This window comes from Brevundimonas sp. (genome assembly GCF_030656255.1).
Classification (GTDB): Bacteria; Pseudomonadota; Alphaproteobacteria; order Caulobacterales; family Caulobacteraceae; genus Brevundimonas.
Map to the genome: position 1 here is coordinate 76,114 of NZ_JAUSOE010000036.1, position 13,908 is coordinate 90,021.

Consider the following 13,908-nt stretch of genomic DNA (forward strand, 5'->3'; position numbering starts at 1 on the left):
CGCAAACCTGGCCGGAAAAAGTCAGTCTTCGTCGCGTCATCGCGCCCCGTTGCATGGCGGGCCTCAGACGGCGATAGCGAGGGCATGACCGACGCGACCGCCGATCTCTTCGCCCCCTCTCTCGACGATTTCGCCCGACTGGCGCGCGAGGCGTTCGACGCCCTGCCGGCCGAGTTCCGGGCGGCGGCGGGCGAGGTGGTGTTCCGCATCGACGATTTCGCCGACGAACAGACCCTGGCGGACCTTGAGATCGAGGATCCGTTCGAGCTGACGGGCCTGTATCATGGTGTGGACATCGGCCGGCGCGACAGTCTGGGACCGGCGGCGGAGCCGTCGCGGGTCTTCCTGTATCGCCGCCCGATCCTGGACGAATGGTGCGAACGCGGCGACGTCGGCCTGGCCGAACTGATCGCCCATGTCCTGATCCACGAGATCGGCCACCATTTCGGCCTGTCCGACGACGACATCCACGCCATCGAGGAAGACGCCGACTGAAGCCTTATTTCGCCGCCGGATAGGGGGTGGTCACAGCGCCGGAGATCATGCCGGGGATGGCCTCGCCCAGGCCCAGCAGGATGAACTGGATCGCCAGGGCGCACAGGATCAGGCCCAGGACGCGCACGATGATAGCCATGCCCACCTCGCCCAGCAGTCGGCTGAGCGAGCCGGTCAGAGCGAAACAGACGAATGAGACGGCGCAGGCGGCCGCGATGGCGACCAGCGAGCCCATGGTTCCGGCATAGCCCAGCTTGGCCGCCTCGCCCGCCTGGATGATGACCGCCGAAATGGCGCCGGGGCCGATCATCAGCGGTATGGCGAAGGGCACCACCAGCCGCTGGAACCGCCGACGGGCGTAGCCGCGCACATCCTTGGAATCGGCGATGGCGTCCTTGTCGGCGAACATGGCCAGGAAGTCGCCGCGCGCCATGTCCAGGCCGAGGAGCAACAGCAATATGCCCCCCGCGATCCGGAAGGCGGCCAGCGAAATGCCGAAGAACTGCAGCAGGCCCAGGCCCGTGAACAGGAAGAAGGCCAGGAACAGGGCCGCAAAGGCGCAGATCAGGGCCGAGACAGAAATCCGCTGACGCAGGGTCGCCCCGGCCGTGGCGGCGGCGAAGATCGGCAGATTGCCGATGGGATCCAGCAGGGCGAACAGGGTCACGAACAGGTTGACACCCAGATCGACCGCGTTCATCGCCTCGCCTCGCTCTTGAAATTCAACACGCCGGCCGCGCCGACGCACCCCTTGCGTCCTCGCATAGCCGCTCAGCGCGAGTCCGTCGATGACCCAGACCGAAACCTTGGCTCCCAATCGTGGTCCGGACGAACGGATCATCTGCGCTCTGGACGTCCCGACCACCGCCGAAGCGGCCGCCCTGGTGGCTCGGGTCCAGGACGCGGTGGGTTTCTACAAGATCGGGCTGCAGCTGTTCGCGGCGGGCGGCATGGACCTGGCGCGCGACCTGAAGGCCGAGGGGCGCAAGGTGTTTCTGGACTGGAAGCTGCACGACATCGGCGCCACGGTCGAGAAGGCGGCGGCCAATCTTGCGGACGCGGGCTGCGACCTGCTGACCGTCCACGCCCGGCCCCAGGTGATGGCGGCGGCGGCGCGAGGCGTGGCGGGGTCTGGCTTGAAGGTGCTGGGCGTCACGGTCCTGACCAGTCTGACCGCCGAGGATCTGGCCGCCGACGACCATAGGCTGTCGCCGGCCGATCTGGTGGAGCTGCGTGTGCGACAGGCGCTGGAGGCCGGGATCGACGGCGTCGTCTCCAGCCCGCACGAAGCGGCGCGGGTGCGCGAGATCGCCGTCGCCGCCGGTCGCCCGGACTTCCTGATCGTGACTCCGGGGGTCAGGCCGGCGGGCTCCGCCCTGGATGACCAGGCCCGGGCGGCGACGCCCGAAGCCGCGCTTCAGGCCGGCGCCACCCATCTGGTGATCGGCCGCCCGATCACGGCGGCGACCGATCCCCGGGCCGCAGCCCTGGCCGTGGCCGAGAGCATCGCCCTGATCTGATCAGCCGCGCTCGCCCGGCTCCTGGGCGTAGCGCTGACGCGGCGGGGCCTGCGGCGCGACATAGTCGGGGGGCGGCAGGTCGCCGTAATAGTCCTGGACCGGCGGCGCGGTGTGGACTTCAGGCGGGGCCACATAGATCGGGGCCGGGGCGACCTCGACCGGGGCCGGCTGAACATGAACCGGCGCCTGGTCGATATAGACGGGACCGGCGGTCTCGATCTGGGGCGGCGCCAGATTGACCTGGCTGGGCGCGACATGGATGCGCTGAGGCCCGATATTGACCGGCGGCGCCTGCACATAGATGGGCGGCTGTTCGATATAGACCGGCGGTCCGGTCACGATCTCGGGCGGCGCGATGTTCACCTGGGACGGGGCGACATAGATCCGCTGCGGCGCGACATAGACGGGCGGGCCCTGAACCTGAACCGGGGCCTGCTCGTAATAGCGGTCTTGTTCGTAGCCGCGCTGTTCATAGGACTGCTCGTACCGCTCCTGATAACGGCCTTCATATCGGTCTTCGCGATAGGTCGGGCGCGGAGCGGGGCGACAGTTGCAATCGACCGGGCGCTGCGGCTGATAAGGACGCCAGCCGATATAGTCGCGTCCGAAGCCATAGACCGGATAGCCGACCGGGGCGCTGACCGGGGCCGGGCCGACGAAGTTCACGGGCGGGCCGGGAATATAGCCGCCCGAATATCCGCCGTCGGCGTAACCGCCGCCGCCGACATAGGTCACGCCGCCGCCGGTGGACCCGCGGCTGAAGCTGGACGAATGGGAATAGGCCCGGGCGTTGACGGCGGAATAGGCGGCTGCGCCGGCATAGGCCGAGGCGTTGGCCCCCGCATTCACGTTTACATTGACGTTGCTGTTGTAGCCGCCGTTGTAATGACCCCCGCCCGAGTGTCCGCCGCCGCCCTGATGGCCGCCGCCTCCGCCGCCTCCGCCACAGCTTCCACAGCCGCCGCCATGGCCGCCAGACGGGCCTCCGGCGAGGGCGGGAACGGCGGAAAGCAGAAGGGCCGCCGACGCGGCGGCGATCATGGACTGTATCGTCACGGGACAGACTCCTTTGAGTTGTCTCCGTTCAGGCAAGTCCTGCGCCCGATGTCGGGATGGTGGCCTCAGAAATCGATGGCCAGGCCCTTCTTCTCCCAATCGCCGTAACGGGTGGGTTCAGGGCCGCTCGGCCCGCCGTATTCCGGGTCGGTCGGAGCGACCTGTTCGGCCGCGCGACGATCAGCCGCTTCCAGCAGGGCGCGGCGCGCCACCTCGCTCAACGGCTTTTCCGGCGTCGCATGGGGGATTTCGGTGTTGAAAACAGGCGTGTTTTCATTTTCGGCAGAGGGGGCGTCCCCCTCGGGGGTGGGATGTTCGGTCACAGGTCGGCTCCCTTGAGGGCGGCGTCTCATGGCCTCAAATAGTCGATTGAAGCCGCGACGCCAGAGAAACCGGATGATCGCGGATGGAACGACGATGAACCATCTGAAGACCTTCATCCTGTTGGCCGCCTTGACCGCCCTGTTCATGGGGCTGGGCTATCTGATCGGCGGCGCGACCGGCATGGCCGTGGCCCTGGTGTTCGCCGGCGGGATGAACCTGTTCAGCTACTGGAACGCCGACAAGATCGTGCTGAAGATGTACCGGGCCCAGCCGGTCGACGAGCAGCATCCCAATGCGGTGGTGCGCAACTATGTCGCCGACGTGCGCCAGATGGCCCGCGACGCCGGCCTGCCCCAGCCACAGGTCGCCATCATTCCCAGCGATCAGCCGAACGCCTTCGCCACGGGCCGCAATCCCCAGAACGCCGCCGTCTGCGCCACCACCGGCCTTCTGGACATGCTGACGCGCGAGGAGGTGCGCGGGGTGATGGCGCACGAACTGGCGCATGTGAAGAACCGCGACACCCTGATCATGACGGTGACGGCGACCATCGCCGGCGCCATCGCCGCCCTGGCCAATTTCGCGCTGTTCTTCGGCGGCGGCGAGGATCGCGAACGGCCGGGCGGCATCATCGGAACCCTGGCCCTGATGATCCTGGCGCCCATGGCGGCCGGCCTGGTGCAGATGGCGATCAGCCGAGGCCGCGAATACGACGCCGACCGTATCGGCGCCGAGATCGCCGGCGACCCCCAGGCCCTGGCCTCGGCCCTGCAGAAGATCGACGCCTACGCCAAGCGGATCCATAATCCGACCGCCGAACGCAATCCGGCTTCGGGCCAGCTGTTCATCATCAATCCCCTGGCCGGACGCGGCGCCGATAATCTGTTCTCGACCCATCCGGCCACGGCCAACCGAGTGCGCGCCCTGGTGGAGCTGGGCGCCAAGATGGGGGTGCGTCCTCGTGCGGCTGCGACGCCGCCCGTCTCTGCGGTTCCTGTCACCCCGCGCCGCGCGACCACCGGCGTGCCCGCCACCCCTAGCGAACCGCGCGGCCCCTGGGGCTGATCGCCGCGGCGTGACCCGGTTTTGCCGTTTGCGCTCGGCGTGCGGATCAATTCAGATGGGCGCCTGACCAATCAGGGGGTTCCATGTCGCGTCTGCTCGCCTTTGTTTCCGTCGCCGCTCTGCTCGCCACGCCCGTCGCCGCTCAGTCTGTGGATCGGGTCGCGGTCAACGGCATCATCGACCAGGGACTGAACCACAGCCAGGTGATGCAGACCGCCGCCTATCTGACCGACCGGATCGGCGGACGGATGACCAATTCGCCCCAGATGCGCGAGGCCGAACGCTGGTCGCAGCAGCAGTTCCGCGACTGGGGCCTGTCCAATGTCCGGGCCGAAGGCTTCGAGTTCGGCCGGGGCTGGTCGATCGTCCGCTCCAGCGCCCGGATGACCGCGCCGCGTCCGCTGGATCTGCGCGCCATTCCGGTGGCCTGGACCCCCTCGACCAACGGAACCATCAGCGCGGGCGTCGTCGTGGCGCCGATCTCCAAGGTCGAGGACTTCGACAAGTGGCGTGGCAAGCTGGCTGGCAAGATCGTCATGCTGTCGCAGCCAGGGACGGGCTCCGAGCCGAGCGAGCCGGCCTTCCGCCGGTGGACCAGCGCCGAACTGGCCGAACGGAACACCTATTCCCAACCGCAATATTCCCCCATCGCCATCCAGAAGCAGCTGGCGACCGCTGATTTCGCCGCCAAGCTGGACGCCTTTCTGGTCGAACAGGGCGCTCTGGCCTGGGTGAAAATCTCCCAGCGCGACGGCGGCCTGCTGCACGGCACGGGCTACACCTATCAGGTGGGGGCCACGCCGAAACTGGCGGGCATGGAGCTGGCGGCCGAGGATTATCGCCGTCTGGCGCGCCTGGCCCTGACCGATGCGCCGCCGACGCTGGAACTGACCAGCGAGGTCCGGTTCCACGACGAAGACGTCAACGCCTACAGTATCCTGGCTGATATTCCGGGCAGCGGCGGCGGCCGCGAATATGTGATGGCCGGCGCTCACCTGGACTCCTGGGTCGCCTCGGACGGGGCCCAGGACAATGCGGCGGGCAGCGCCGTGGTCATGGAGGCGGCGCGCATCCTGAAACAGTTGGGCGTCCGGCCCAAGCGCACCATCCGCTTCGCCCTGTGGAACGGCGAGGAACAGGGCATACTGGGCTCACTGGCCTATGTGGACCGGCATCTGGCGACCCGCGCCCCCGCGACGGATCCGGCCCTGGCGGCCCTGCCCAACAATCGCACCTGGCGCAACCGCTGGCCGGTCGAGCCGCGCGCGGGCTATGGCGATCTGGTCGCCTATTTCAACATCGACAACGGCTCGGGCAAGATCCGGGGCGTCAACGCCGAGGGCAATGTCGCCGTCGCCCCGATCTTCCAGGAATGGCTGGCGCCCTTCGCCAGCATGGGCGCCACGACGGTGTCCCTGCGGCCGTCCGGCGGCACCGACCATGTCTATATGCAGACGGTCGGCATCCCGGGCTACCAGTTCATCCAGGACCCGCTCGATTACTCCGCGCGCATCCACCACACCAGCATCGACAGCTATGATCACCTGAAGGCTGAGGACATGCGTCAGGCGGCCGTCATCCTGGCCAGTTTCCTGTTGAATGCGGCCAATCGCGACGAACCTCTGCCGCGCATGCCGCTGCCGACCCAGCCGACGCCCAGCGATCCGTTCGAGTATCCGGCGGACTGAGATCGTCATCTGAGGAAGGGGCGGCGGGAACGCCGCCCCTTTTTTGCGGGGTCAGTCGCGCTCGACGCACATGGCCACGCCCATGCCGCCGCCGATGCACAGGGTGGCGAGGCCCTTTTTCGCGCCCGACCGCTTCATCTCGAACAGCAGGGTGGTTAGGATGCGGGCGCCCGAGGCGCCGATGGGGTGCCCGATGGCGATGGCGCCGCCATTGACGTTGACCTTGGCCGGGTCGAGACCCAGTTCCTTGACCACGCACAGGCTCTGGGCGGCGAAGGCCTCATTGGATTCCACCAGATCCAGGTCGGCGATGCTCCAGCCCGCCTTTTCCAGCGCCTTCTTCGAAGCCGGGATCGGCCCCGTGCCCATGATCGCCGGATCGACGCCGGCGGTGGCGGACGAGACAATGCGGGCCAGGGGCTCCAGGCCGCGCGCCTTCGCCTCATCGGCGCTCATCAGCACCAGGGCGGCGGCGCCGTCGTTCAGACCCGACGCGTTGGCGGCGGTGACGCTGCCGTCCTTGGCGAAGGCGGGGCGCAGTTTCTGCATCAGTTCGATGGTCGCGCCGTGGCGGAGATATTCGTCCTGATCGACGACGACGTCGCCCTTCTTGCCGGGGATGACGACCGGAACGATCTCGGCGTCGAACCGGCCCGCCTTCTGCGCCGCCTCGGCCTTGTGCTGGCTCGCCAGGGCGAATTCGTCCTGGGCCTCACGCGTGATGGCCCATTTGTCGGCGATGTTTTCGGCGGTCTGGCCCATGTGATAGCCGTTGAAGGCGTCCCACAGCCCGTCCTTGATCATGGTGTCGATCAGGGCGACGTCGCCCATCTTGTGCCCGGCCCGCAGCTGTTGGGCGTGCGGGGCCTGGCTCATGCTTTCCTGGCCGCCGGCGACGACGATCTTCGCATCGCCCAGCGCGATCTGCTGGGCGGCGATGGCCACGGCGCGCAGGCCCGAGCCGCAGATCTGGTTCAGGCTCCAGGCCGGCGCCGCCTGGCGCACCCCGGCGCCGACGGCGGCCTGGCGGGCCGGACCCTGGCCGGCGGCGGCCTGCAGCACATGGCCCAGGATCACCTCATCGACCTCTTCGCCCGAGACGCCCGCCCTTTCCAAGGCGGCCCGAATGGCGATTTCGCCCAGCTTCGACGCCGGCAGGGTCGACAGGGCGCCCAGGAAGGACCCGACGGGCGTGCGGGCGGCGGAGACGATGACGACCTCGGTCATGGGATTTCACTCACTGCAGAATAATGAGTTGCCGTTTTGCCGCATCCCGGCGGCTTCGTCACCTGTGGCTGAAATAGACCGACGCAGATTCAGGCATTCGTCACCCTGTCGGCGCATTGTGGAGGAACGATACGGACGATCCTGGATTTGATTGGCCATGCTCCGCACGCTGAAACGCCTTGCTGCCCACGTCTGCACGCCGGACGAGCTGGACATGATCGAGCACTACCAGACACGCGCCGAAAGACTGGCGGACCTGTGGGTCCATGTCGTCGGCCTGATGCTGGCGGCGGTCGGCGGCGTCATTCTGGCCGGCCTGGCCGGGGTTTACGCCGGAATCGGCGGGGTCATGGCTACGGCCATCTACGCTCTTTGTCTGGTCGGCATGCTGACCGCCTCGACCATTTACAACTGGACCAAGCCCTGCGCCGCGCGACCCGTGCTGCGCCGCCTCGACGAGGCCGCCATCTTCCTGATGATCGCCGGCAGCTATACGCCCTTCACCACCCAGAGATTCGAAGGACTGTGGTCGGTCGGTTTCACCGCCCTGATCTGGACCCTGGCCTTCGTCGGCGCCGGGGTGAAGCTGTTCGCGCCGCGCATTTCCGACAAGTTCTGGAGCGGCGTCTATGTGGTGTTCGGCTGGCTGGCTGTGGCCGCGCTCAAGCCCATGGTCGAGACGGTCCATCCGGTCGCCCTGGCTCTGCTGGTGATCGGCGGTCTGATCTACACCGCCGGGGTCCTGGTCTTCATCAGCCCCAAGGTGCGTTTCCGCAGGGCCATCTGGCACGGCTTCGTCGTCACCGGCGCGACGGTCCACTGGACGGCGGTTCTGGTGGGCGTCGTGCTGGCCCCCGCGATGAGCCACTAGGGCATTCGTCCGATCCCTGCGCGTTTAGGTCGCCGAATCACCCCTCTGGCGCATCGCGTCGCAACGGAGGATAGTGACGCGTTGCAACATCGCGAGAACAAGCGTGGCTGACGAAAAGACCAAGGGTGGAAAACACGGCGACGGCGCCCAGGTCGTCATCAAGAAGTATGCGAACCGCAGGCTCTATAATACGCGGACCAGCGCCTATGTGACGCTGGAGGACCTGGCCGCCATGGTGCGCGAAGGCACCGAGTTCGTCGTCTATGACGCCAAGACCAACGACGACCTGACCCGCCAGATCCTGACCCAGATCATCTTCGAAGAGGAAAGCCGGGGCGAGGCCCTGCTGCCGGTGCAGTTCCTGCGCCAGCTGATCGGATTTTACGGCGGCTCCATGCAGGGGGTTCTGCCCTCCTATCTGGAGATGTCGCTGGCCAATTTCGGCCGCCAGCAGGAACAGTTCGCCAGCCAGATGAGCCGCGCCTTCGGCACGGGATCGGGCGCGACCCTGATGGAGGAGGCGGCCAAGGCGAACATGGCCATGTTCGAACGGGCCATGCAGATGTTCCCCGCCTTCGGCTATTCCCGGACCGAGCCCCAAACGTCGTCTCAGGCGACGGCTGCGGAAACCGGGACCGAGGCTCCTGCAGCCCCCGACGCTCTGGACGAGATGCGCCGCCAGATGGACGAGATGCGCGCCCAGATTGATCGTCTGGCGGGCGGGTCGAAGGCGAAATGACCGAGCGCATACGGGCGGTCGGCGGGCCTGAGCGAATCGATCGCCGCGAAGGCGAGCGCCGGGAACGTGAGCGGCGGGCCGATCATGAAACGTCGCGCGCCCTGGTCCCGATCGAACCCGCCGAAACTGAGTTCAAGCCCGAAACCGCCCCGGCAAGACCTGCCGTCCATGTGGCGGCCGAGCCGGGGGCGGCGGCCTTCGTCGCCCAGCAGATGGGACAGCGCGGCCAGAAGCGCGGCCTGCGTGGCGGTCCGCCCGTGCTGGGCGCCGCCCGCGCCGCCTATCTGGGGACCGAATATTCGGGCGAGGCCGAGCGTCGCCCTCCGGTCGGCCAGGCGGCCAAGACCGACATCTGATCGCCGCAGGGTCCAAGCGGCACGGGGTTTGCTGGGACGGGGGCAGGACGCCTCTTTTCGGACCAGCCCATGCCCGCGCTTCATCTTGCCGCCAAGGTTTTCGACGTCGCCGTCGTCGCCCTGATCTTCACGGCTTTTTCTTAGGGGCCTGTCGCCCTTCGGGCGACTTGAGGCCCGAACCCGTCAGCCCGCCAGGTCGAAGTCCTTACGGGACGAGATGATGGTGACGATGAAGCCGGCCAGGACGTCCAGCAGGATCATCACCACGATCAGGAAGAAGGTCGAGGTGGCGAAGCCGCGGATCAGCAGGAACTCGACCAGAACGACGATGAACAGGACCATCGACAGGGCGTGATTGACGATGGCGACCTTCTGGCTGGAGGTCGACTTGATCAGCTCGAAGAACAGCAGAATCAGGCCCAGGAACAGGATCAGGTCGCCCGAACCGATATTCCACTGGGCGCCGGACGCCATCGGGATTGAGAACATCGGATCGCGCAGAATGGCGTCGGCCTGGGCCATGCCCATATCGCCCGGCGCGCCGAACAGCACGACGATATTGTACAGGATCACCGGGATCAGCAGCAGGGGTATGGCGATCAGCATGGCAGTCCTCCCCGGCGCAACGGCTGCGCTTGTTAAGCTTGATTAACTCTATTTGTCCCGTTTCGCCACGACGGAGGTGACGGCGTGCTCAGGCGCGGGGAAATCCGCCCGCGCGGCTGAGGGCGGACGGGGCCGGGCGGCCGAGGACCTCGCCGATCCAGCGGGCCGTGGCGATCAGGGCGTCCAGGTCATAGCCGGTCTCGAACCCGCCGCGCGCCAGCATATAGACCAGGTCCTCGGTGGCGATATTGCCCGTCGCCCCGGGCGCGAAGGGACAGCCGCCGATGCCGCCGACCGAGGCGTCCAGCACATCGATCCCGGCCTCGACCCCGGCGTAGGCGTTGGCCAGGCCGGTGTTGCGGGTGTCGTGTAAATGCAGGCGCAGGGTCGCGTCAGGCGCGGCCTTGCGCGCGGCCTCGACCTTGCGAGTCACGGCCCAGGGATCCCCGGCGCCGATGGTGTCGGCCAGGCCGATCTCCGCCACGCCCAGGTCCGCCAAGGCCCCGACCATGTCTGCGACCTGATCCACAGAGACCTCGCCGTCGAACGGGCAGCCCCAGACGCACGAGATCATGGCCGACAGGGACGGGGCGCCGTCTGACGCCTCCGCATTGTGCCGGCGGGCGACGATCTCGCCCAGCATGGCCAGCTGGTCCTTCACCGACAGGCCCTGGTTCTTCAGGCCGAAGCCGTCGGTGGCGGCGACCGAGACATTGACCTCATCGACCCCCGTCGCCAGCGCCCGGTCATAGCCCTTTCCGTTCAGGACCAGGCCGATGCGGCTGCGGCCCGCCGCATGCTGCAGGGCGGCCATGACGGCTTCGGCGCCGGCCATCTGCGGCACATATTTGGGATGGACGAAGGAGACGGCCTCGATCCGGCGCGCGCCGGCCGCTTCCAGCCGCCGCACCAGATCGACGCGGACGGCGGGGTCCAGCACGGTTTTTTCATTCTGCAGCCCGTCGCGGGGACCGACTTCGACGATCTGGATGAACCGACTCATGGGGCTTCGCCTGCGCCATCGCCTGCGTCATCGGCTGTTCCGGGCCGGGGCGGCGGCGCATAGACGGTCAGGGTCATCTCGTCCCCGCCCGAATAGTTGTAGCCCCGCACCACGCCGACGGCGTGGCCCGAAACGCCCAGTCGTCCTGCAGCGTCGCGGAAGGCGTCGGCGTCGCGCGCCTCGACGATGGCGGGCCGACCCTCGGCCAGGGCGCGGGCGGCGCCCTCGGCGTCGGTCAGGTCCGTATCCCGGCCGGTCAGGAAGACGAAGCTGGGCTCATGATAGGTGGTGATGGCGACCGGGCCGGGGGTGCGGCCCTGGCGCGGATGCAGGTCGGCGGCCTCCAGCGCCTTTTCCAACTGGGGGGCGATGGCCAGGGGGCGCAGCTGGCGGATGGTCCCGGCCAGGGCGCCGTGGGCCACGATTCCGAAGGCCAGGGACGCGACCAGGGCCGCGACCGGGGCGCGGTTCAGCAGCAGGAAGGCGCCCATGGCCGCCGCCGCCAGGGTCGTGACCACGGTCAGGGCGGCCCAGGTCTGGGCCGTCGAGGTGCCATAGACGGTCAGCCCATAGACGGTGATGCCGATGATCAGCAGGGCGGCGAACAGGGCCAGAGCGGCGCCGGTGATGCGTGACGCCTTGCCGATGGGTCGCGCCAGGGCGGCGGCGGCCAGCAGGGCCAGGGCCCCGAAGGTCGGCAGAGTGTAGTGCCACAGCTTGGTCGGGGCCAGTTCGAACATCAGCCAGCCGGGAACCAGCCAGCAGACCAGGAAGCGGATGGCCGGCTCGGCGCGCCGGCTCCAGCCGGTCGAGACCGCGGCGGGCAGCAGCAGGGTCGAGGGGAAGAAGAGCAGGGGCGCCAGCAGCAGATACATGCCGGGGAAGCCGGAATGGCTCTCATGCGCGCCGGCGATCTTGGGCGCCAGGTCGCCGCCGATGGCTTCGCGCCAGAAGCCGCCGTCGGTGGCGATGGTGATGGCGATGGCCCAGGGCCCGACCATCAGGGCGACCAGGGGCAGGCCCCAGCCCCAGCCGAGGCGCGCCAGCCATTTGATGTTCCGGTCCCAGATCGACAGGGCGATCACGGCCAGGCCGATGACCAGAAGCCCGATCGGCCCCTTGATCAGGATCGACAGGCCGACCCCGATCCAGAACAGCAGCTTGTGCGGCCGGATCGGCCGTTCGCCGGCCCGCGTCGCCATATAGATCCGCGCCAGGGCCGCCATGGCCAGGGTGGTGGCGCCGCACAGCATGGCGTCGGTCTTGGCGATGCCCGCCTCGGTCGACAGCAGGAAAGTGGCCCCCATGATCGCGCCGCCGAAGAAGCCGACACGAGCGCCCAGCAGGGCCGAACCGGCCCAGGCCACGGCCCAGGCGGCAAGCATGGCCCCCAGCAGCGACGGGATTCGATAAGGGGCGATGTCGCGATCCTCGACGTCCGAGGTCAGGGCGACGGCGGCGGCCAGCATCCAGTAGATGCCGACGGGCTTCTTCCAACGCGGTTCGTCCTGGAAGCGGATATCGACATAGTCGCCGCTCTCCAGCATCTGGGCCGTGGCCTGGGCGAAGCGGCTCTCGTCGCGGTCCAGCGGCGGTAGCAGCAGCAGGCCGGGCAGGCCGGCGATCAGCGTCAGCAGGGCCGCCAGGAGCGGACCCTTCCAGCCGGCGATGCGGCGATCCAGATCGAAAGTCTTCATGAGAGACTCCTTACACGGCGACCGGCCCGTCGTCAGCCGTCTCCCCTAAGCGCTCGATCTCGTCTATGGAGCGGCGATGACCGCCGAAAACAGCCCTGCGCCTCTGATCTCCGTCGTCGTGCCCGTCCATGACGAGGCGGGCGCCGCCGTGCCCCTGGCCCGCGAGATCGCGGCGGCCTTCGCCGGGCGATCCTATGAGATGATCTTCGTCGACGACGCCTCCAAGGATGCGACCCTGGCGGAGCTGAGGGCCGCCATGGCCGAACTGCCGGCCCTGCGGGTCCTGGCCCACGGGACCAATGCGGGTCAGAGCCGGGCGGTCCGCACCGGGGTGCTGGCGGCCCGCGCGCCCGTGGTCGTCACCATGGACGGCGACGGCCAGAACCCCCCGGCTGACGCGCCGCGCCTGGTCGACGCCCTGTTGGCCGCGCCGGCCGATGTGGGCCTGGTCGGCGGCCGCCGCGCCAAGCGACAGGACAGCCAGGCCAAGCGCCAGGCCTCGATCTGGGCCAACCGCATCCGCCGCCGCCTGCTGGGCGACGACGCCGACGACACCGGCTGCGGACTGAAGGCCTTTCGCCGCGACGTCTTCCTGCGCCTTCCCTATTTCGATCACATCCACCGCTATCTGCCGGCCCTGATGATCCGCGAGGGGTTCAGGAACCAGTACCTCGACGTGGACCACCGCCATCGCGAGGTCGGCCGGTCGAAATACACCAACTGGGGCCGGCTGCGGGCGTCCTTCTCGGACCTGCTGGGCGTCATGTGGCTGAAGACCCGGTCGCGCCGTCCGGGCGCCATTTCGGAATTCTGACACGGCGAAACGCTCCGTCCTTTCGGCGGAGTTGGAGGCCCTTTGGAAGCGGAGGGCTGGGCGGGGCGCCGGGCCTTCGCCCGGAGTTTTGATTTAGAAGTACCGTTTCGACGAAGGTTTGACGCCCCGCGCGAATGGTTGGCCTGCAAGCTCGGGGCGCCGAGCGGTGGCGGTCTTATCGCCTAACCCCATAAGCCTGCGACGGGTCGGCGGTCCCTGCGAAGGACCGTCCCGAGTGCGATCAAGTATCCCCCTCGACCCTCCGACGGCGCACCATGTGTCGCCGTCGGCGCGGGGGAGTTCCACCCCCGCTCCCGTTCCATCCGCTCTCGCCGCCGCAAGGTCGCAGGCCAAGCGAGCCCTCCAAGCGACGAGACCGGGCGTGATTATAGGGGACGGGGGAACCCTGGCGGGGAAGTCGGGGCGAGAAATCGTCAAGCCGTTGGA

Annotated in this window: 15 protein-coding genes; 8 read left to right on the forward strand and 7 right to left on the reverse strand. The window is 68.2% G+C overall.

What is annotated here, in order from left to right; translation table 11 throughout:
* Positions 1–84: 84 nt before the first annotated feature.
* Positions 85–495, forward strand: a complete 411-nt coding sequence (locus Q7J26_RS04395) for a metallopeptidase family protein (protein ID WP_304935291.1) — start codon at positions 85–87, stop codon at positions 493–495.
* A 4-nt stretch (positions 496–499) separates the two neighbouring features.
* On the opposite strand, the gene Q7J26_RS04400 is transcribed toward Q7J26_RS04395, so the two are convergent.
* Positions 500–1,195, reverse strand: a complete 696-nt coding sequence (locus Q7J26_RS04400; RefSeq protein ID WP_304935292.1) for a MarC family protein — start codon at positions 1,193–1,195, stop codon at positions 500–502.
* Positions 1,196–1,283: 88 nt separating this feature from the next.
* Between Q7J26_RS04400 and pyrF the strand changes: the two genes are divergently transcribed.
* Positions 1,284–2,015, forward strand: a complete 732-nt coding sequence (pyrF, locus tag Q7J26_RS04405) for an orotidine-5'-phosphate decarboxylase (RefSeq protein ID WP_304935293.1) — start codon at positions 1,284–1,286, stop codon at positions 2,013–2,015.
* Here pyrF and Q7J26_RS04410 read toward each other — a convergent pair whose 3' ends face one another.
* Both Q7J26_RS04410 and Q7J26_RS04415 read right to left on the reverse strand, forming a co-directional pair.
* A complete protein-coding gene (locus Q7J26_RS04410) occupies positions 2,016–3,071 on the reverse strand; it encodes a hypothetical protein (protein WP_304935294.1) in 1,056 nt (351 codons plus the stop codon).
* Positions 3,072–3,136: 65 nt separating this feature from the next.
* Positions 3,137–3,394, reverse strand: coding sequence for a DUF1674 domain-containing protein (locus Q7J26_RS04415; protein ID WP_304935295.1), 258 nt, complete (start codon positions 3,392–3,394; stop codon positions 3,137–3,139).
* 94 nt (positions 3,395–3,488) lie between these two features.
* On the opposite strand from Q7J26_RS04415, the gene htpX reads away from it, so the two are divergent.
* Positions 3,489–4,460 carry a zinc metalloprotease HtpX gene (htpX, locus tag Q7J26_RS04420; RefSeq protein WP_370651908.1) on the forward strand — a complete coding sequence of 324 codons (972 nt, stop codon included), beginning with the start codon at positions 3,489–3,491 and terminating at the stop codon, positions 4,458–4,460.
* Between the two features lie 83 nt (positions 4,461–4,543).
* Positions 4,544–6,148 (forward strand): M20/M25/M40 family metallo-hydrolase, encoded by a 1,605-nt coding sequence (locus Q7J26_RS04425; RefSeq protein WP_304935296.1) that lies wholly within the window; start codon positions 4,544–4,546, stop codon positions 6,146–6,148.
* 51 nt (positions 6,149–6,199) lie between these two features.
* Here Q7J26_RS04425 and Q7J26_RS04430 read toward each other — a convergent pair whose 3' ends face one another.
* Positions 6,200–7,375 carry an acetyl-CoA C-acetyltransferase gene (locus tag Q7J26_RS04430; protein ID WP_304935297.1) on the reverse strand — a complete coding sequence of 392 codons (1,176 nt, stop codon included), beginning with the start codon at positions 7,373–7,375 and terminating at the stop codon, positions 6,200–6,202.
* 157 nt (positions 7,376–7,532) lie between these two features.
* On the opposite strand from Q7J26_RS04430, the gene Q7J26_RS04435 reads away from it, so the two are divergent.
* The 3 genes from Q7J26_RS04435 (at position 7,533) to Q7J26_RS04445 (ending at position 9,341) form a co-directional block, all read left to right on the forward strand.
* Positions 7,533–8,246 carry a hemolysin III family protein gene (locus Q7J26_RS04435; RefSeq protein WP_304935298.1) on the forward strand — a complete coding sequence of 238 codons (714 nt, stop codon included), beginning with the start codon at positions 7,533–7,535 and terminating at the stop codon, positions 8,244–8,246.
* A gap of 103 nt (positions 8,247–8,349) precedes the next feature.
* Complete coding sequence (phaR, locus tag Q7J26_RS04440; RefSeq protein WP_304935299.1) at positions 8,350–8,985, forward strand: polyhydroxyalkanoate synthesis repressor PhaR; 636 nt, start codon at positions 8,350–8,352, stop codon at positions 8,983–8,985.
* Positions 8,982–9,341, forward strand: a complete 360-nt coding sequence (locus Q7J26_RS04445; RefSeq protein WP_304935300.1) for a hypothetical protein — start codon at positions 8,982–8,984, stop codon at positions 9,339–9,341. Before phaR ends, Q7J26_RS04445 begins: the two co-directional genes overlap by 4 nt.
* A 183-nt stretch (positions 9,342–9,524) precedes the next feature.
* Here Q7J26_RS04445 and Q7J26_RS04450 read toward each other — a convergent pair whose 3' ends face one another.
* The 3 genes from Q7J26_RS04450 to Q7J26_RS04460 form a co-directional block, all read right to left on the reverse strand.
* A complete protein-coding gene (locus tag Q7J26_RS04450; RefSeq protein ID WP_304935301.1) occupies positions 9,525–9,947 on the reverse strand; it encodes a hypothetical protein in 423 nt (140 codons plus the stop codon).
* 88 nt (positions 9,948–10,035) lie between these two features.
* On the reverse strand, positions 10,036–10,950 hold the full coding sequence (locus Q7J26_RS04455) for a hydroxymethylglutaryl-CoA lyase (RefSeq protein ID WP_304935302.1): 915 nt from the start codon (positions 10,948–10,950) through the stop codon (positions 10,036–10,038).
* The gene (locus tag Q7J26_RS04460; protein WP_304935303.1) at positions 10,947–12,647 is read right to left on the reverse strand and encodes a glycosyltransferase family 39 protein; all 1,701 of its coding nucleotides are present in this window, start codon (positions 12,645–12,647) and stop codon (positions 10,947–10,949) included. The genes Q7J26_RS04455 and Q7J26_RS04460 overlap by 4 nt, the downstream gene beginning before the upstream one ends.
* 76 nt (positions 12,648–12,723) lie before the next feature.
* Here Q7J26_RS04460 and Q7J26_RS04465 point away from each other — a divergent pair, with 76 nt between their 5' ends.
* On the forward strand, positions 12,724–13,461 hold the full coding sequence (locus tag Q7J26_RS04465; protein WP_304935304.1) for a glycosyltransferase family 2 protein: 738 nt from the start codon (positions 12,724–12,726) through the stop codon (positions 13,459–13,461).
* Positions 13,462–13,908: the final 447 nt, after the last annotated feature.